Raw genomic sequence first — 17,183 nt, 5'->3', positions numbered from 1 at the left:
ACGGCCGGCCGTGGCGGTGACGACGGACGGTCGGGCGTCGCGGGCCGTGCTGCGGGTCTGCCTCGCGACCGGGTTCGTCACGCTGCTGGACTCGGCGATCCTCACCGTCGCGGCACCCGCGCTCCGCAGCGAGCTCGGGGCGACGACCGCGCAGCTCCAGTGGATCCTCGCCGGGTACTCGCTGACGTTCGGGCTCGCGCTCGTCCCGGCGGGCCGCCTCGGCGACCGGCTCGGGCGTGGTGGCCCGCTGGCCGTCGGGCTCGCCCTGTTCGCCGTGGGGAGCCTCGTCGGCGCGACGGCCTCCGACGCCGACGTGCTCGTCACCGCGCGACTGCTCCAGGGCGTCGGCGCCGGGACTGCGAACCCGCAGGTCATCGGCCTGCTCCAGGACCACTACGCCGGGCCGGCCCGCGCGCGTGCGCTCGGGGCGTACGCCTCGACGGGCGCGTTCGCCATGGTCGTGTCCCCGCTCGTCGGCGGCGGGATCCTGTCCCTCCTCGGGCCGGCAGCGGGGTGGCGCGCCGCCGTCGGGCTCGCCGCGCCCCTGGGGCTCGCCGTGGCCGTCGTCGCCCTGCGCGTGCTGCGCCGCGGCTCGACGGGCGCGGGGCGCGGGACACCGCCCGGTGGTCGCGTCGGCGGCGGGTTCGACGCCGTCGGGCTGGTGCTCGTGACGCTCGTGACGCTCGGGCTGCTCGTCCCGTTCGTCGCCGAGGGGCCGCGCGCCGTCGTGCTGCCGCTGTCGCTCGGGGTGGTCGTGGCCGCCGCCGGGGCGCTCGTCGCGTGGGAGCCGCGCTACGCACGGCGCGGTCGGACACCGGTTCTCGCGCCCGTCCTCCTGCGTTCCCCGACCTACGTGCTGGGCTGCGTCGTCGCGGCGTTCAGCTTCGGTGCCGCGCTCGGATACTCCGCCGTCCTCATGCTGTTCCTCCAGGACGGCGCGGGCCTCAGCCCGGTCCAGGCAGGCCTGGTCACGACGCCGGGCGCGATCGCCTCGGTCGTGGCGGCGAACCTCTCGTGGCGGCTGTTCCGCCGGTTCGGCCGCCGCGGCGTGACCGTGGCCGTCGGCGCGAAGGCGCTCGTGGCCGCGGCCACGGCCCTCGCGGTGGCGGTCGCGCCCACGTCGACGGTGGTCGCCGTGCTCGTCCTGTCGCAGGTGCTGACGGGTGTCGTCGCGGGGCTGACGATCTCGCCCAACCAGACGCTCACGCTCGAGGGCGCCCCCGGCACGGAGCGCGGCGTCGCCGGCGCGGCGCTCCAGCTCGTGCAGCGCGTCGCCGCGACGGTCTGCATCGCCGCGATGACGGGCGCGTTCGTGGCGCGGACCGGCGTCGCGGTCCCGGGCGTCCTCGACGCGCACCGCGACGGGCTCGTCGTCGTGAGCGCCGCCGTCGCGGCACTGGCGCTCGTCGCGTGGGCGGCGTCCCTGCTCGACGAACGGCTCGCCCGTCCCTCGCCGAGGTAGAACCGCCGGTCGCGAGGTAGAGCACCAGGTGTTCTACCTCGCGACCGGCGGCTCTACCTCGCGGGGCCGGGCTGGTCAGGCCTCGCGGTTCTCCGACGAGAGGAACCAGGCCTGCTTCTCCAGGTCGGCGATGATCTCGTGCAGGATGTCGGCGCTCGTCGGGTCCTCGGCGTCGACGCCGTCGTGGACCTCCCGCACGACCTCGACCGTCTGGGCGAGGCGCTCGACGATGGCGTCGACCGTGTCGCCGACGGAGACGAGGCCTGCCGGGTACGGCGAGAGGTCGGTCGTCGTGGCGACGGTCTCGGTGCGGCCGTCCGGCACGACCTGGAGCGCGCGCATGCGCTCGGCGACGGTGTCGCTGTGCTCGCGCGCGGCGTCCACGACGTCGTCGAGCTGGAGGTGCAGGTCGCGGAACCCGCGGCCCGTGACGTTCCAGTGGGCCTGCTTGCCCTGGACGTGCAGGTCGACGAGCGCGACGAGCACGCGCTGGAGGTGCGAGCGGAGCGCCTCCGACGCCTCGAAGCGGGCGGTGGCCCGGTGGATGGTGGGTGCGGACATGGTGCTCCTCGCTCTCTCGGGGGTCTCCCGGAACGTGCGGCGGTCACCCGGCTTCCGTCGGTGCCGACTCGTGACTCGTTCTCTTGAACGATTCCAGACTAGGCACCATTCCCCGTCCCCGCCAGCAAGGGCAGGCGTGCCTGACCTGCGGTGACGCGCCGGCGGCACCTGCCGCGACGAGACCCGTCACGTTCTCTCGCCAGGTGAGAGGACCGGCCCTCGCTCTTGCCGCGGGGCGCTCGCGGTGGTCCGCTGGCGGCATGACCGATGACCGTACCCCCGCCGCTCCTCCCGCCCTCGCACGCCCGGCCGCGCGCACGCTCGGTACGGGCGACGCCGCGCTCACCGTCTCCGCCCTCGGGTTCGGCGGCATGTCCGTCACGGACGCCTACGGACCGGCGGACGCCGTCGAGGCGGAGGCCGTGCTGCGCCGGGCGGTCGAGCTCGGGGTCACGCTCATCGACACGGCGGACGTCTACGGGCACGGCCGCAACGAGGAGCTCATCGGCCGGGTGCTGGGCGCCCACCGCGACCAGATCGTCCTCGCGTCGAAGTTCGGGCTTCCCCCGGCCGGCGGCCACTCCGACGGCCGTCGCGTCGACGGGCGCCCCGAGTACGTCCGCTCCGCGATCGACGCGAGCCTGCGCCGCCTCGGTACCGACCGGCTCGACCTGTACTACCTGCACCGCATCGACCCGCAGGTCCCGATCGAGGAGACCATCGGGGCGCTCGCCGAGCTGGTCGAGGCCGGCAAGGTCCGGACGATCGGGCTCTCGGAGCCGTCGGCGGCCACCGTGCGCCGCGCGCACGCCGTCCACCCGGTCACCGCCGTCCAGAGCGAGTACTCGCTGTGGACGCGCGACCCGGAGGACGAGGTCCTGCCGACGCTGCGCGAGCTCGGTATCGGGTTCGTCCCGTTCTCGCCGCTCGGTCGCGGCATCCTCACGGGCACCGTCGACGCGACGGACGGTTTCGCCGAGGACGACGTGCGGCGCTCCCACGCCCGCTACGCGGGTGAGGCGTTCGAGCACAACCGCGGCCTGGTCCGGTCGCTCGAGCAGCTCGCGGCCGAGCGCGGCGTCACGACGGCGCAGCTCGCCCTCGCGTGGCTCCTCGCCCAGGGTGACGACATCGTCCCGATCCCCGGGACGAAGCGCCTCGCGTACCTGGAGCAGAACGTCGCGGCCGCCTCGATCGAGCTCACCTCGGACGACGTCGCGGCGATCGGAGCGGCCATCCCGCGCGGGGCCGTGCAGGGCGTCCGTCACCCGCAGCCGGACCTGCTCGCGGGATGAGCGCCGACGCAGCGGCCGTGCCCGCGACACCCGCGCCCCCGCCCGACGAGGCGGCCGCTCGCCGCCCGCTCGCCGTGCACTGGTTCCTGCCGACGTCGGGCGACGCGCGCGGGATCGTGGACGGCGCGCACGCGAAGGACACTCCTGGCCGGGCGACCGGGTTCCGCGCGCCGTCGCTCGACTACCTGGAGCAGGTCGCGGTCGCTGCCGACCGCCTCGGCTACGAGGGCGTGCTCACACCGACGGGGACGTGGTGCGAGGACGCGTGGCTGGTCACGTCCGCGCTGATCCGCAGCACGGAGCGGCTGAAGTTCCTCGTCGCGTTCCGCCCGGGCCTCGTCTCGCCGACGCTCGCCGCGCAGATGGCCGCGACGTTCCAGCGCCTGTCCGGGGGGCGGCTGCTCCTCAACGTCGTCACGGGCGGCGACGAGAACGAGATGCGCCGGTTCGGCGACTGGCTCGAGCACGACGAGCGGTACGACCGCACGCGCGAGTTCCTCGAGGTCGTGCGCGGCGTGTGGGACGAGGCGCCGCTCTCCTACGAGGGCACGCACTACCGGATCGCCGACGCCCGGACGTCCGCGCCGCCGGACCCGCGCCCCGAGATCTTCTTCGGCGGATCGTCGGAGGCCGCGCTGCCCGTCGCGGCGGCCCAGGCCGACGTCTACCTCACGTGGGGGGAGCCGCCCGCGCAGGCGCGCGAGAAGATCGAGCGCGTGCGCGAGCTCGCCGCCGCGCAGGGGCGCACGATCCGCTTCGGGGTGCGCCTGCACGTCATCACGCGCGACCGGTCGGCCGACGCGTGGGACGTCGCGCAGCGGTTCCTCGACGACCTCACGCCCGAGCAGATCGCGGGCGCCCAGCGGCTCCTCGGCTCGTCCGGGTCGGTCGGGCAGCAGCGCATGGTCGCGCTCCACGGCGGCGGCGACCTCGCGGCCACCCGGCGCGCGCGGGACCTCGAGATCCACCCCGGGCTGTGGGCAGGCGTCGGGCTCGTGCGCGGTGGCGCCGGGACGGCGCTCGTCGGCAGCCACGAGGAGGTCGCCGACCTGATCGAGGAGTACCGCGCGGCCGGTTTCGACGAGCTCGTGCTCTCGGGCTACCCGCACCTCGAGGAGGCGTACTGGTTCGCGGAGGGCGTCCGACCGCTGCTCGACGCGCGCGGCCTCACCGCTCCCGTCGCGCGTGCCGGCGGCGGCGCATCGCGCACCCACGCCGTGCCGTTCTGACCCGCTTCCCGACCCCGCCCGCGCTCCCGGTGCGCCGGACCCGCAGGACGGGAAAGCCATGGCTCGCCGCGGTGCGCGGACCTAGACTGGAGGAGTCCTGTGGGTCTCCCCGCGCAGAGGTCGGCTCCGATGTCGTGGCTGCTCATGATCTGGTGCGCGACGGCGTGCACGGCCGCCGCCGCGTGGTGGGTGCTGCGCCGCGCCGGGCGGCCCCCGAGCCACCGGACGGACGGCCGGCCCGGCTTCCTGCGGCGGCGCCCGCCGACCCCCGACCCGCTCGCGACGCTCGCGCTCCAGGTGCGGCTCAGCGAGCTCGCGGCGGAGATGCGGCGCATCGAGGCGGACCCGGAGGTCTTCGCCCGCGCCCACCACTATCTCGCGGTCCAGGGCGCCTACGACGCGCTGCTGCGCGAGGCGTGCCGGCTCACCGGGCTCTCGGTCGAGGACGCGCCGCTGCGGGCCGGGTTCCGCACGGGCGACGACGAGCGGTTCCGCGAGGAGCTCGAGCTGAGCGCGCGCGGCTGGAGCTGGTGACCGGTCCACCCGTGAGGGGCGGCGCGGGACGGGCGAGGGGCCCGACGGCGGTACGTCCGCCGTCGGGCCCCTCGCCCGTGGTGTCCCCCAGCGTGCGGGTCAGAGCGCCGAGTGGTCCCCGATCCGGTGGTAGGTGCGATCGTGGTACACGAGGGGCGACGGCGTGCCGACCGCCTCGTCGCGCCGCGGGTCCGCGCCCGCGCCGACGCTCGACGCGAGCGCGCGCAGCGACACGAGGTAGGAGTCACCCACCGGCGTGCGCTGGACCACGCGGCCCCGGACCCACGAGAGGGCCCCGTCGATGACGGGTTCGCCGGTGCCGAGGCGCGACCAGCCGCCGTCGGCGAACCGGTCGATGCCGCTCGTGGCGAAGCGTGCCGAGACGTCGTCCTGGTGGTCGGCGAGGAAGCTCACCGTGAGCGTGCGCGCGGCGGAGACCGCGGGCCACGACGACGACGTCGACGCGAGCGAGAACGCGAGCAGCGGGGGTGCGGCCGAGACGGAGATGACCGACGTCGCGGTGAACCCGACGAGACGGCCGTCGTGCTCGAGCGCGATCACGGCGACCCCGGCCGGGTGGCCGCGGAACACGGACTTGTACTCGTCGGGGGAGAGCTGCGGCTCGTCCTGCTCTGCCAGGAGGGCCTCCAGGTGGGTGAGCTCGGCGGTCATCGGGCCACCCCCGCGAACGCGTCGGCGACGGCCTGGTCGGCGTGCGGCGGGTCGCCGCCGTCCACCCCGGGGAGCGGCGTCGCGGCGCGGCGCAGCGCGTCGCCCTCACGGGCGAGCCACGCGTCCACGACGGGGCCCAGGTCCGCGAGCTGCGGCTCGGTGACCGTGAGGGAGCGGGTCGGGACGACGGCGCCCAGCTCGACGAGCACGGGCCGCAGGTGCACCTCGCCGACGAGCGCGTGGGCGGGGTTGCCCGACACGACGAGCGGCACGACGACGACGCCCGCGAGCCCGTCCGGGCCGTAGAGGTCGAGGAACGCCTTGAGGAGCCCGGTGTACGACGCCTTGTAGACCGGCGTCGCCACGACGGCGACGGTCGCCGCGGCGAGCCGGTCGCGCGCGGCGTCCGCTGCGGGGCGCTCGGGGGCGAGGATCTCGGTGGCGAACGTCGCGAGGTCGATCGTCGAGACGTCGGCCGTGCCGAGGAGGGCGGCGACGCGGTGCGCCACGGACTCGGCGGCGCCGAGCGTCCGCGAGCCGGGGCGCGGGTTGCCGGAGACGGCGAGGACCGTCGGGGAGAGGGAGCGGTGGGTCATGTGTACCTCGCAGTAGTCGTCGATCACGCTTGCCGCGCGGCCGTCCCGCGGGTGCGGGGCCGGTCGCGCGCGGCCTGGTCATCTCCCGGAGCACCCCGCCGTGACAGGGGGTTGCCGACCAGCGAGCCGGGGCTTGGCACTGGTGCTCGTGACCTTGGGGACGGGTATAGCAACGGCTCCACGAAAACCGCACCAGATCGATCGGGTTTCTCAGTGGGTGGACGGTTGTGTCCTTCCCGGGGGCCCTGCGCGACGTCTCCGGGTGCGCAGGGAGTGAGACGGCGGTACGGGAACTTCTGGCACAGGCGTACCGTCAGCAGGAGTTTCCGCCCAGACGAGGAGTACCCATGGACAGCCGACTGCAGTCCGTCTACGACGAGGTCCTGCGTCGCAACCCCGGCGAGGCCGAGTTCCACCAGGCCGTGCGCGAGGTCTTCGACTCGCTCGGCCCCGTGCTGCGCAAGCACCCGCGCTACGTCGAGGCGGCCGTCCTCGAGCGCGTGTGCGAGCCCGAGCGCCAGATCATCTTCCGCGTCCCGTGGGTGGACGACACGGGCCGCGTGCAGATCAACCGCGGCTTCCGGGTCGAGTTCAACTCGGCGCTCGGTCCGTACAAGGGCGGCCTGCGGTTCCACCCGTCGGTCTACCTCGGGATCGTCAAGTTCCTCGGCTTCGAGCAGATCTTCAAGAACTCGCTCACCGGCATGCCGATCGGCGGCGGCAAGGGCGGGTCGGACTTCGACCCCCGCGGCCGCTCCGACGGCGAGGTCATGCGGTTCTGCCAGTCGTTCATGACCGAGCTGTACCGGCACATCGGCGAGAACACCGACGTCCCGGCCGGTGACATCGGCGTGGGCGGCCGCGAGATCGGCTACCTGTTCGGCCAGTACAAGCGGATCACCAACCGCTACGAGTCCGGCGTCCTCACGGGCAAGGGGATCTCGTGGGGCGGCTCGCTCGTGCGCACCGAGGCGACGGGGTACGGCACCGTGCTCTTCGCGCAGAGCATGCTCGAGACGCGCGGGCAGGAGCTCGACGGCCGGCGCGTCGTGGTCTCCGGCTCGGGCAACGTCGCGATCTACGCGACCGCCAAGGCCCAGCAGCTCGGCGCGAACGTCGTCGCCTTCTCCGACTCCTCCGGCTACGTCGTGGACGAGGCCGGCGTCGACCTCGACCTGCTGCGTCAGATCAAGGAGGTCGAGCGCGGCCGCGTCGCCGACTACGCGGCCCGTCGCCCGGGGGCGCGCGTCGTCACCGACGGCTCCATCTGGGACGTGCCGTGCGACGTCGCGCTGCCGTGCGCGACGCAGAACGAGCTCGACGAGAGCGCGGCCAAGCAGCTCGTGGCGAACGGCGTCGTCGCGGTCGCCGAGGGCGCCAACATGCCGACGACGCCCTCCGCCGTCGCGCTCCTCCAGGAGGCGGGCGTGCTGTTCGCTCCCGGCAAGGCCGCGAACGCCGGCGGCGTCGCGACCTCGGCGCTCGAGATGCAGCAGAACGCGTCGCGCGACTCGTGGTCGTTCGAGTACACGGAGGAGAGGCTCGCGCAGATCATGGCGGGCATCCACGACCGGTGCGTCGAGACGGCCGACGAGTACGGGACGCCCGGCAACTACGTGCTCGGCGCCAACATCGCGGGCTTCACCAAGGTCGCCGACGCGATCCTCGCGCTCGGCGTCATCTGACCGTCGTCTACCCTGGCCGACGGCCGCCGTCGCGCACGCCGCGCGACGTGACGGCCGCCGGACCGGACGACGGGAGAACGCAGTGACGACCACCGACCCCGAGGGCCCCGTCGTGCGCGCGGGCCGCGACGTCGTGCTCGAGCTCGCGGTGCAGGACCCGGACGGCGTCCGGGTGGCCGCCTCCGTGGGCGCCCGGCGGGTCGAGCTGTGCGTCGGACTGGGCGCGACGGGCGGGCTCACGCCGAGCGCGGGTCTGGTGGAGGCGGCCGTCGTCGCGGCTGCCGACGCCGCGAGCCGTGCACCTGCCGTCGAGGTCCACGTCCTGGTGCGGCCGCGCCCGGGAGGGTTCGTCCTCTCGGCCGCCGACCTCGACGTGCAGGTCCGCGACGTCCGGGCCGCGGTCGCGGCGGGTGCGGCGGGCGTCGTGGTCGGCGCCCTGACGCTGGACGGTGTCGTGGACGTCGCCGCCGTGCGCGCCCTCGTCGAGGCGGCCGACGGGCGCGAGGTGACGTTCCACCGCGCGGTCGACGTCGTCGCGGACCCGCTCGCGGCCCTCGACGCGCTCGCCGGAGCGGGCGTGGTGCGCGTGCTGACGTCGGGGGGAGCCGCCCGCAGCATCGACGGCGTCGAGCGCCTGCGCGCCATGTCGGCGTACGCCCGCGGACCCCTGGGCGGCCGCGTCCAGGTCATGGCCGGTGGGGGAGTGCAGCCCCGGGACGTCGGCGCGCTCGTGGCCGCCGGCGTGGACGCCGTGCACCTCTCCGCGAAGCGCGTCGTCGCGGATGACGCCGGTCCCGGCGGTGGTGGGGACGCCGGCTACGAGGTCACGGACCCCGAGGTCGCCGCGGCGGCGAGCGCGGCCCTCCGCGCCGCCCCGTAGCGCTGACCCCTCCGCGCGCGTGCGCTCGTGACGCGCTCGCGACGCCACGTCTCGACATCGCCTGACCGGCCGGTCCCCGCCACGCGGGGGCCGGCCGTCGCCCTCTGCCGGCACGATCGCCGTCGGTCATGTCTCAGTTAGGTAACTTTCCTGTCGTATTCCTCGGCGACCCCGTATCGATTAGTTAGTGTTCCTGCCACACGCCCCAGGGCGCACGACGAACGACGCGAGGACGCGTCGTCCATGCGAAAGGACCGATGATGATTCGAAGCACGGCGCGCAAGCGTCTGCTCACGGCGGTTGCGCTCGTGACCGGCGTGACTCTCCTGGCCGCGGGCTGCTCCGGTGGCGGCAGCAACGGTGACGGCGACGAGGGCGCGAGCGGGGGACGCACGCTCAACGTGTGGGCCGGGACGCAGACGCCGATCGTCGCGAACTTCAACCCGTACTCGCCGAACCCGCTGCACGCGGCGAACGGCGCGATCTACGAGCCGCTCTTCTACTACAACAAGGCCCAGGCCAGCGACCCCGAGCCTCGGCTGGGCGAGTCCTTCGAGTGGTCCGAGGACGGCACCGAGCTCACGGTGAAGCTCCGCGAGGGCGTCAAGTGGACCGACGGCGAGGACTTCGACGCCGACGACGTCGTCTTCTCGCACACCAACGAGGCCGCCAAGCGCGACTTCGTGGTCTCGGTCGAGGCCGTCGACCCGTACACCGTGAAGTGGACGTTCGACTCCCCGCAGTTCACCTCCGAGGTCCAGCTCCTCGGCACCTCGCTCGTCGTGCCGGAGCACATCTGGTCCGAGGTCGACGACCTCGTGACGTTCGCGAACGAGAACCCGGTCGGCACCGGCCCGTACAAGGCCGACGCCGTCACGGAGGCGGCCTACACGGTCGTCGCGAACGAGGACTACTGGGCCGGCGCGCCCCAGGTCAAGAAGGTCCGCTACCTGGGCATCGACCAGAACCAGAGCGCCGAGGACCTCATGACCACGGGCAAGGTCGACTGGACGGCCATGTTCGTGGCCGACCCCGACCGCATCACCGCGGACGGGCGCCTGAGCATGATCAACACGCCGCAGGACCCGACGACGATCTACACGTGCGTGTCGGTCGACCTCGGCTGCACCGGCCCGCAGACCGACGTCGCGGTGCGTCAGGCGATCAACCTCGCCATGGACCGCACCGAGATCAACGACAAGGCGTTCGCCGGCCTCGCCGCGACCGCGTCCCCGACGTTCGCGCTGCTCGGTCGCGACGACCGCTGGATCTCGCCCGACGTCGAGGCGGAGAGCCCGCAGACGGCCGACGCCGCGGCCGCGTCGAAGGTCCTCGAGGACGCCGGCTACACCAAGGGTGCGGACGGCATCTACGAGAAGGACGGCCAGAAGGTCGAGATGACCCTCATCACGGTCGACGGCTGGAACGACTACAACGCGGTGGGCGACCTGCTCGTCGAGCAGGCGAAGGCTGCCGGCATCTCGATCGTCCACAACAAGCTCACGCAGCAGGAGATGTCGGACGCGCGCGTCGCGGGCACCTACCAGCTCATGGTCGGCGGCATCACGGCTCCGTCGCTCGACGACCCGTTCAGCATCTACCGCCAGTGGATGACGACGGACTACACGCGACCCGTCGGTGAGGTCATGGAGTCCGGCCTCTTCAACTACGTGCGCTACACCAACCCGACGGTCGACGCCGCGGTCGATGCGGCCGCCTCGACGAACGACGAGGCCGCGAAGCAGGAGCAGTACGCGGTCATCCAGGGGGAGATCGCCCGCGACCTGCCCTACATCCCGGTGGTCGTCAACGCGTCGCAGACGTTCATGGACACGAAGGACTTCACGGGCTGGCCGACCGAGGACGACCTCTACGCCTTCCCGCCGTCGTGGAGCACGGTCTCGCTGGGCGTCGTGCTCTCGAAGCTCGAGCCGACGAGCTGATGCGACCGCGCCGAGGAGGAGGACCGGGGAACGAGGGACACGCATCATGAGGTACTACGCACGACGGATCACGTTCTACGTGATCACCCTCTGGGCAGCGGTCTCGCTGAACTTCCTCATCCCGAAGCTCATGCCGGGTGACCCCAAGCAGATCTTCATCGACAAGTTCCTGCGCAAGGGCGGCGAGCTGACGCCCCAGATGCAGAACAGCATCGACCTCCTCTTCGGCGCGGACGGCGACGCCTCCCTGTGGGACCAGTACGTGGACTACTGGGGGCGTCTGTTCCAGGGAGATCTCGGGATCTCCATCACGTACTACCCCCAGCCCGTCACCGAGCTGATCGGCCAGGCCCTCCCCTGGACGGTCGGGCTCGTGGGACTCGCGACGATCATCTCGTTCGTCCTGGGTGTCGGGCTGGGGGCGTGGGCCGGCTGGAAGCGCGGCACGTGGGTGGACAGCATCATCCCCGCGTCGACGCTCCTCCAGGCGGTGCCCTACTTCTGGCTCGCCCTCATCCTCGTCTCGGTCTTCTCGGTCTCGACCGGGTGGTTCCCGCGGATCGGCAGCTACGACATCTTCGGCTTCGACAACGGCCCCGAGTGGTCGTGGGCGTTCGTCGGCAGCGTGATCTACCACGGGTTCCTGCCCGCGCTGACGATCGTGCTCTCGTCGGTGGGCGGCTGGCTGCTCGGCATGCGCAACATGATGGTGTCCACGCTGTCCGAGGACTACGTCACGACGGCCGAGGCCAAGGGCCTGCGCCGGATGCGCGTCGCGATCACGTACGCGACCCGCAACGCCGCGCTCCCGTCGTTCGCCGGGTTCGGCGTCGCGCTCGGTTTCGTCGTGGCCGGGTCGGTCGTCATGGAGCAGGTCTTCAGCTACCCGGGTCTGGGCAAGCTCCTGTTCAACGCGGTCCAGGCGAGCGACTTCGCGCTCATGCAGGGCACGTTCCTCGTGATCACGCTCGCCGTGCTCGCGGCGAACTTCCTCATGGACATCATCTACGGATTCATCGACCCGAGGGCGCGCGCCAATGTCTGACAACACCCGCGAGACGGAGATCGTGACACCCGCCGCCGACGCGGCCCCCGCCGCCACGGTCGTGGTCGACGGGCTCGCCCCGGCGACGACCACCGAGGGGATCGTCCCCGACGTCCGCGACGTCCCCGCGGCGCTCGACCAGGGCGCCCCCGCCGCGCCCGCCCGCCGTGGCCTGCGCGCGATGCTCCCGCGCCGGTCCGGCAAGCTCACCGCCGGGATCGTCCTCGTGGTCGGCATCCTGCTGTTCACGTTCGTCGCGCCGTTCTTCACCCAGGACCCGCGCTCCACGGCGAACGCCCGGTTCCTGCCGCCGAGCGCCGAGCACCTGCTCGGCACCAACCACATCGGGAACGACATCTTCGCCCAGGTCGCGTACGGCGGGCAGGGCTCCCTGATGGTGGGTCTCATCGCCGGCGCGATCGCGCTCGTGCTGTCGATCGTGTTCGGCATCGTCGCGGGCTACCGGGGGCGGTTCACCGACGAGGCCCTCTCGCTCGTCACGAACATCATGCTCGTCATCCCGGGCCTGCCGCTGATCATCGTCATCTCGGCCTACCTCCAGACGCGGTCCCTGGTCATCGTCGCGGTGATCCTGGGGCTCACGGCCTGGCCCGGTGCGGCGATCGTGCTCCGCATGCAGGCCAAGTCGCTGCGTGCGCGCGACTACGTGTCCGCCGCGCGCGTGGCGGGCGAGAAGACGCCGCGGATCATCCTCGTGGAGATCTTCCCCAACCTCCTGCCGCTCCTCACGGCGCAGTTCCTCGGCGCGGTGCTCCTCGCGATCCTCGCCGAGGCGGGGCTGTCGTTCCTCGGGCTCGGTCCGTCGGGCTCGATCACCTGGGGCACGATCCTCAACCAGGCGAGCGCCAACAACGCGCTGAGCCTCGGCATGTGGTGGTGGTTCGTCCCGCCGGGCCTCCTCATCGCGCTCTTCGGCTGCGGGCTCGCGCTCATCAACTTCAGCCTGGACGAGATCATCAACCCCCGGCTGCGACTGGGCCCGGCCGCGGTCAAGAGCGTGCGCAAGGCCCGCAAGGCCGGCCTCGCCGTGGACGCGGATCCTGACGGCGCGGGGTCGGGCGCCGACGGCAACGACCCCGACGGTACGGACACCGACGCCGACGACGCGAAGGAGACGGTGGGCGCATGACCGCCACGACCACGGCCACCGGGCCGCTGACCAGCGAGGGCCACGCCGCCTACCTCGTCGGCAAGGAGCCGGTGCTCACCGCGCGGCACGTCTCGATCGACTACGAGGTCGAGCCGGTCGTCCACGCCGTCAAGGACGTGTCCCTCACGCTGCACCGTGGCGAGATCCTCGGCCTCGCGGGCGAGTCGGGCTGCGGCAAGACGACGCTCGCGTACGGGATCAACCGCCTCCTCAAGCCCCCGGCGCTCCTGACGTCCGGCACGGTGACGTTCCACGACCAGGACGGCGACGACGTCGACGTCGTCGCGCTCTCCGGTGACGCCCTGCGCGCGTTCCGGTGGGACAAGGTCTCCATGGTGTTCCAGGGCGCGATGAACTCGCTCAACCCGGTGATCAGCGTGCGTGACCAGCTCGGGGACGTCCTCAAGACCCACCGGCCCGGGATGTCGCGCAAGGACCGGGCGACCCGGTCCGCGGAGCTCCTCGAGCTCGTGGGCGTCGACCCGCTGCGCCTCGACAGCTACGCGCACGAGCTGTCGGGCGGCATGCGGCAGCGCGTCATGATCGCGATGGCGCTCGCGCTCAACCCGCAGGTCATGATCATGGACGAGCCGACGACGGCCCTCGACGTCGTCGTCCAGCGCGGGATCCTGCGCGAGATCATGCGGCTGCGCGAGCAGCTCGGGTTCGCCGTCGTGTTCATCACGCACGACCTCCCGCTCCTGCTGGAGATCAGCGACCGCATCGCCGTGATGCTCCGCGGCGAGATCGTCGAGATCGACACGGCGGAGTCGATCTTCGAGGGCGCCCAGCACCCGTACACGCGCCGTCTGCTGGGCTCGTTCCCGAGCCTCACCGGCGACCGCGGCTCGTTCGTCCGCACGGGCGAGGGCACCGGCGAGAGCCAGGAAGGACCGCACGCATGAGCACCCTCGAGGTCCGCAACCTGGTCAAGGACTTCTCGATCCGCAAGGGCCTGCGGCGCACGCGCCTGCGCGCCGCGAACGACGTGTCGTTCACGCTGGAGCCCGGCAAGACGATCGCGGTCGTCGGCGAGTCCGGCTCGGGCAAGTCGACGGTGGCGCGCATGATCGCCCAGCTCGAGACGCCGACGTCGGGCGAGATCCTGCTGGACGGCAAGCCGTCCGCGCGCCGCGGCCGCGGCCTGGACGCCTACCGGCACGACGTGCAGATGGTGTTCCAGGACCCGTTCGCGTCGCTCAACCCGTTCCACACCGTGGGCCACCACCTCGAGCGGCCGCTGCGCCTGCACAAGGTCGCGCGCGGGCGCCAGGCGCTCGACGCGCGGGTCCACGAGCTCCTCGAGCGGGTGAACCTCACGCCGGCGCCCGTGTTCGCGGCCAAGCAGCCGCACGAGATGTCGGGCGGACAGCGGCAGCGCGTCGCGATCGCCCGGGCGCTCGCGCCGGGTGCGCGCTTCCTCGTGGCCGACGAGCCGGTGTCGATGCTCGACGTGTCGATCCGGCTGGGGGTGCTCAACCTGCTGGCCCGGCTCCAGCGGGAGGAGAACCTCGGGGTCCTCTACATCACGCACGACCTCGCGACCGCGCGGCACTTCAGCGACGAGATCCTCGTGATGTTCCGCGGGAACGTCGTCGAGCGCGGCCCGTCGGACCAGGTGATCCTCGACCCGCAGCACGACTACACCAAGCTGCTCCTCGGTGCGGCGCCCGAGCCGCAGAACCACGGGAAGCTGCGCGAGGAGGTGCGCCGCGAGCTCGCGGCGGCCGCGGCGGGGTCGGGCGGCGACGCCGACCGCGACCGGTTCGGCACGCGCGGCATGTGAGACCGGCGCACCCGCCGCCCGCTCGATCCGGGCGGCGGGTGTGCCTCCAGCCGTACGCGTCGGTGGTGGCGCGTACCCGCCGCGCGGGCCAGGTCTGTCGGACGCCCTGGCCCGCGCGCCCTCCTGCGCGCGCCGTCGTCCCTGATCCGGAGTTCGTGGCGGCCGCGGAGACGACCGCGCGGCAGACCGCCGGGCGGCGGGTGGGTAGGGTCGGGCTCGTGCCTGCCCGTCATCTGCGCCTCGCCCGCCCCGCCGAGTCCCCTGCGCCCAGGCCCACCGTGGACCCGGCCGCCACCGTGACCGGCGCGCTCGCGGCGCTGCGCCGTGAGATGGAGATCCCGGAGTCGTTCCCCGCCGCGGTGCTCGCCGAGGCGGAGGCCGTCGTCCGCGACGGTGACGTCATCGGCGACGGCCGTGTCGACCTGCGCGACGTCCCGTTCGTGACGATCGACCCGCCCGGGTCGATGGATCTCGACCAGGCGCTCCACCTCGAGCGCGCGGAGCACGACCCGTCTGGTCCTGAGGGTGCGGCGTTCGTCGTGCACTACGCCATCGCGGACGTCGGCGCGTTCGTCGCGCCGGGCGGGGCGATCGACGCCGAGGTGCACGAGCGTGGGACGACCCTGTACGCGCCCGACGGTCGCACCCCGCTCCACCCCGCCGTGCTCTCCGAGGGGGCGGCGAGCCTCCTGCCGGACGAGGAGCGCCCAGCGGCGGCGTGGCGCGTCGTGCTCGACGCGCGGGGCGAGATCCTCGACGCGACGGTCCGCCGCGCCGTCGTGCGCTCGACGCGGCGACTCACGTACGACGAGGCCCAGGCCGCGATCGACGCGGGCGCCTCCGAGGGCGCGGGCGGGGCCGCGCTCCTGCTGCTCCGGGAGGTCGGCGAGCTGCGGCTCGCGCGCGAGCGCGAGCGTGGGGGAGTGTCGCTCGAGGTCCCCGAGCAGGAGATCGTGCCGCGCGACGACGGCACGTTCGGTCTCGCGTTCCGCTCGACCCTCCCGGCGGAGGGGTGGAACGCCCAGATCTCGCTGCTCACGGGGATCGCGGCGGCGCGCCTCATGCGGGCGGGCGGGGTCGGCGTCTTCCGCGCGCTGCCCGAGGCCGACCCGCGCGACCTCGCGCGCCTGCGGCGCACCGCGCGCGCCCTCGGCATCGACTGGCCACGCGAGACGGCGTACGCCGACCTCGTGCCGACACTCGACTCGCGCGTCCCGCGCCACGCGGCCTTCCTCAACGAGGCGACATCGCTCTTCCGCGGCGCGTCCTACGAGGCGTTCGGGGGGACGGGGCAGGAGCCCGGCGTGCCCGACGACGCCGCCCACGCGGCGATCGGTGCCGAGTACGCGCACGTCACGGCGCCGCTGCGGCGGCTCGTGGACCGCTACGGCACGGAGGTGTGCCTCGCGCTGTGCGCGGGCGAGGAGGTGCCGCGCTGGGTGCTCGACGCGCTGCCCGGACTGCCGCGCACGATGGCGCGGACGGGTCAGCGCGCGGGGTCGTACGAGCGCGCGATCGTCGACGTCGTCGAGGCGGCGCTGCTGAGCGGGCGCGAGGGGGAGGAGTTCGACGGCGTCGTCGTCGACGTCGAGGACGACCGCGAGCGCGGCCGGCGCCTCGAGCGCGAGGGCGGCGACGCGTCGGGCGGGCGACGCGGCCAGGTGGTGCTCACCGACCCCGCGGTCCGCGCGCCGGTCGAGGGCACCGAGGGCGCCGACCTCCCGCTCGGCGACCCCGTCCGCGCGACGCTGCGCGAGGCGTCGGTGGCGGAGCGCCGCGTCCGGTTCACCGTCGGCTGAGGGTGGGCGGGGCGACCTAGGCTGGTCCTCGTGCCTGCTCGACGACGTACCGACCCGGCCGCCGGCCGCCTCGCCCTGGCGGCGTGGCGCGACGACCCCACCGACCGCACGGCCGTGACGACCGCGGTGCGGTTCACGCTCGAGGAGCTCGCGGACGTCGCGCCCGGGCACACGGTCGAGGTGCGCGTGCCGCCCGCGGGGGCGGTGCAGGCGGTCGAGGGCCCCCGGCACACGCGCGGGACGCCGCCCAACGTCGTGGAGACGGACCCCCAGACGTGGCTCGGTCTCGTGACCGGCACGCTCGCGTGGGCCGACGCCGTCGCGGCCGGCCGTGTCCGGGCCTCGGGCGAGCGCTCCGACATCTCGTGGCTCCTGCCGCTCCAGGCGGCGCGTCCCCGCTGAGGTCGCGCTCCGGACCGGGCGTCCGGGACGGGCGTGTTACCGGTGCGTAACGTTCTCGCCCCCAGGTCTGGCGGCGCGGGACGCGGAGGGCTAGCGTCCGATGATGATCGGCCGCCGTCCGTG

The 17,183-nt window shown here is 73.5% G+C and carries 16 protein-coding genes and 1 riboswitch; of the genes, 13 read left to right on the top strand and 3 right to left on the bottom strand.

The window, feature by feature from the left end; translation table 11 throughout:
* Positions 1–10 precede the first annotated feature (10 nt).
* The gene (locus tag A0J59_RS01760; protein WP_082918652.1) at positions 11–1,462 is read left to right on the top strand and encodes an MFS transporter; all 1,452 of its coding nucleotides are present in this window, start codon (positions 11–13) and stop codon (positions 1,460–1,462) included.
* A gap of 75 nt (positions 1,463–1,537) precedes the next feature.
* Here the strand turns inward: A0J59_RS01760 and A0J59_RS01755 are convergent, their stop codons facing one another.
* Complete coding sequence (locus A0J59_RS01755) at positions 1,538–2,023, bottom strand: Dps family protein (RefSeq protein WP_053369399.1); 486 nt, start codon at positions 2,021–2,023, stop codon at positions 1,538–1,540.
* Between the two features lie 260 nt (positions 2,024–2,283).
* Here A0J59_RS01755 and A0J59_RS01750 point away from each other — a divergent pair, with 260 nt between their 5' ends.
* From A0J59_RS01750 to A0J59_RS01740, 3 genes are all read left to right on the top strand, one after another.
* Positions 2,284–3,318: an aldo/keto reductase gene (locus A0J59_RS01750; protein ID WP_064315027.1), complete on the top strand. Its 1,035-nt coding sequence runs from the start codon at positions 2,284–2,286 to the stop codon at positions 3,316–3,318.
* Positions 3,315–4,547, top strand: a complete 1,233-nt coding sequence (locus tag A0J59_RS01745) for an LLM class flavin-dependent oxidoreductase (RefSeq protein ID WP_082379511.1) — start codon at positions 3,315–3,317, stop codon at positions 4,545–4,547. The genes A0J59_RS01750 and A0J59_RS01745 overlap by 4 nt, the downstream gene beginning before the upstream one ends.
* 129 nt (positions 4,548–4,676) lie before the next feature.
* Positions 4,677–5,081: a hypothetical protein gene (locus A0J59_RS01740; protein WP_064315026.1), complete on the top strand. Its 405-nt coding sequence runs from the start codon at positions 4,677–4,679 to the stop codon at positions 5,079–5,081.
* Positions 5,082–5,180: 99 nt separating this feature from the next.
* On the opposite strand, the gene A0J59_RS01735 is transcribed toward A0J59_RS01740, so the two are convergent.
* Positions 5,181–5,753 (bottom strand): flavin reductase family protein, encoded by a 573-nt coding sequence (locus tag A0J59_RS01735; protein WP_064315025.1) that lies wholly within the window; start codon positions 5,751–5,753, stop codon positions 5,181–5,183.
* Positions 5,750–6,349 (bottom strand): NADPH-dependent FMN reductase, encoded by a 600-nt coding sequence (locus A0J59_RS01730; RefSeq protein ID WP_082918651.1) that lies wholly within the window; start codon positions 6,347–6,349, stop codon positions 5,750–5,752. Before A0J59_RS01730 ends, A0J59_RS01735 begins: the two co-directional genes overlap by 4 nt.
* Before the next feature lie 20 nt (positions 6,350–6,369).
* Positions 6,370–6,503, bottom strand: a riboswitch (SAM riboswitch).
* Positions 6,504–6,696: 193 nt separating this feature from the next.
* Between A0J59_RS01730 and gdhA the strand changes: the two genes are divergently transcribed.
* The 9 genes from gdhA to A0J59_RS01685 all read left to right on the top strand — a co-directional run bounded on the left by gdhA (position 6,697) and on the right by A0J59_RS01685 (position 17,060).
* The gene (gene gdhA, locus A0J59_RS01725; protein ID WP_047231352.1) at positions 6,697–8,034 is read left to right on the top strand and encodes an NADP-specific glutamate dehydrogenase; all 1,338 of its coding nucleotides are present in this window, start codon (positions 6,697–6,699) and stop codon (positions 8,032–8,034) included.
* 82 nt (positions 8,035–8,116) lie between these two features.
* Entirely contained in the window at positions 8,117–8,914 is a 798-nt protein-coding gene (locus A0J59_RS01720; protein WP_255364875.1) for a copper homeostasis protein CutC, read from the top strand.
* A 260-nt stretch (positions 8,915–9,174) separates the two neighbouring features.
* Positions 9,175–10,857: an ABC transporter substrate-binding protein gene (locus A0J59_RS01715; RefSeq protein WP_047231579.1), complete on the top strand. Its 1,683-nt coding sequence runs from the start codon at positions 9,175–9,177 to the stop codon at positions 10,855–10,857.
* A 46-nt stretch (positions 10,858–10,903) separates the two neighbouring features.
* Positions 10,904–11,902, top strand: coding sequence for an ABC transporter permease (locus A0J59_RS01710; RefSeq protein WP_047231353.1), 999 nt, complete (start codon positions 10,904–10,906; stop codon positions 11,900–11,902).
* Positions 11,895–13,052 (top strand): ABC transporter permease, encoded by a 1,158-nt coding sequence (locus A0J59_RS01705; RefSeq protein ID WP_064315024.1) that lies wholly within the window; start codon positions 11,895–11,897, stop codon positions 13,050–13,052. Before A0J59_RS01710 ends, A0J59_RS01705 begins: the two co-directional genes overlap by 8 nt.
* Positions 13,049–13,978: an ABC transporter ATP-binding protein gene (locus A0J59_RS01700; RefSeq protein ID WP_082140907.1), complete on the top strand. Its 930-nt coding sequence runs from the start codon at positions 13,049–13,051 to the stop codon at positions 13,976–13,978. Before A0J59_RS01705 ends, A0J59_RS01700 begins: the two co-directional genes overlap by 4 nt.
* Positions 13,975–14,859 (top strand): ABC transporter ATP-binding protein, encoded by an 885-nt coding sequence (locus tag A0J59_RS01695; RefSeq protein WP_064315023.1) that lies wholly within the window; start codon positions 13,975–13,977, stop codon positions 14,857–14,859. The genes A0J59_RS01700 and A0J59_RS01695 overlap by 4 nt, the downstream gene beginning before the upstream one ends.
* A gap of 218 nt (positions 14,860–15,077) precedes the next feature.
* Positions 15,078–16,658: an RNB domain-containing ribonuclease gene (locus tag A0J59_RS01690; RefSeq protein WP_082918665.1), complete on the top strand. Its 1,581-nt coding sequence runs from the start codon at positions 15,078–15,080 to the stop codon at positions 16,656–16,658.
* A gap of 30 nt (positions 16,659–16,688) precedes the next feature.
* Positions 16,689–17,060, top strand: coding sequence for a sterol carrier family protein (locus A0J59_RS01685; protein WP_047231355.1), 372 nt, complete (start codon positions 16,689–16,691; stop codon positions 17,058–17,060).
* Positions 17,061–17,183 lie beyond the last annotated feature (123 nt).

The sequence above is a fragment of the Cellulosimicrobium sp. I38E genome, assembly GCF_001647255.1.
Classification (GTDB): Bacteria; Actinomycetota; Actinomycetes; order Actinomycetales; family Cellulomonadaceae; genus Cellulosimicrobium; species Cellulosimicrobium cellulans_E.
Note: the sequence above shows the minus strand (reverse complement) of the source record. Positions and strands in the feature narration are given on the sequence as shown.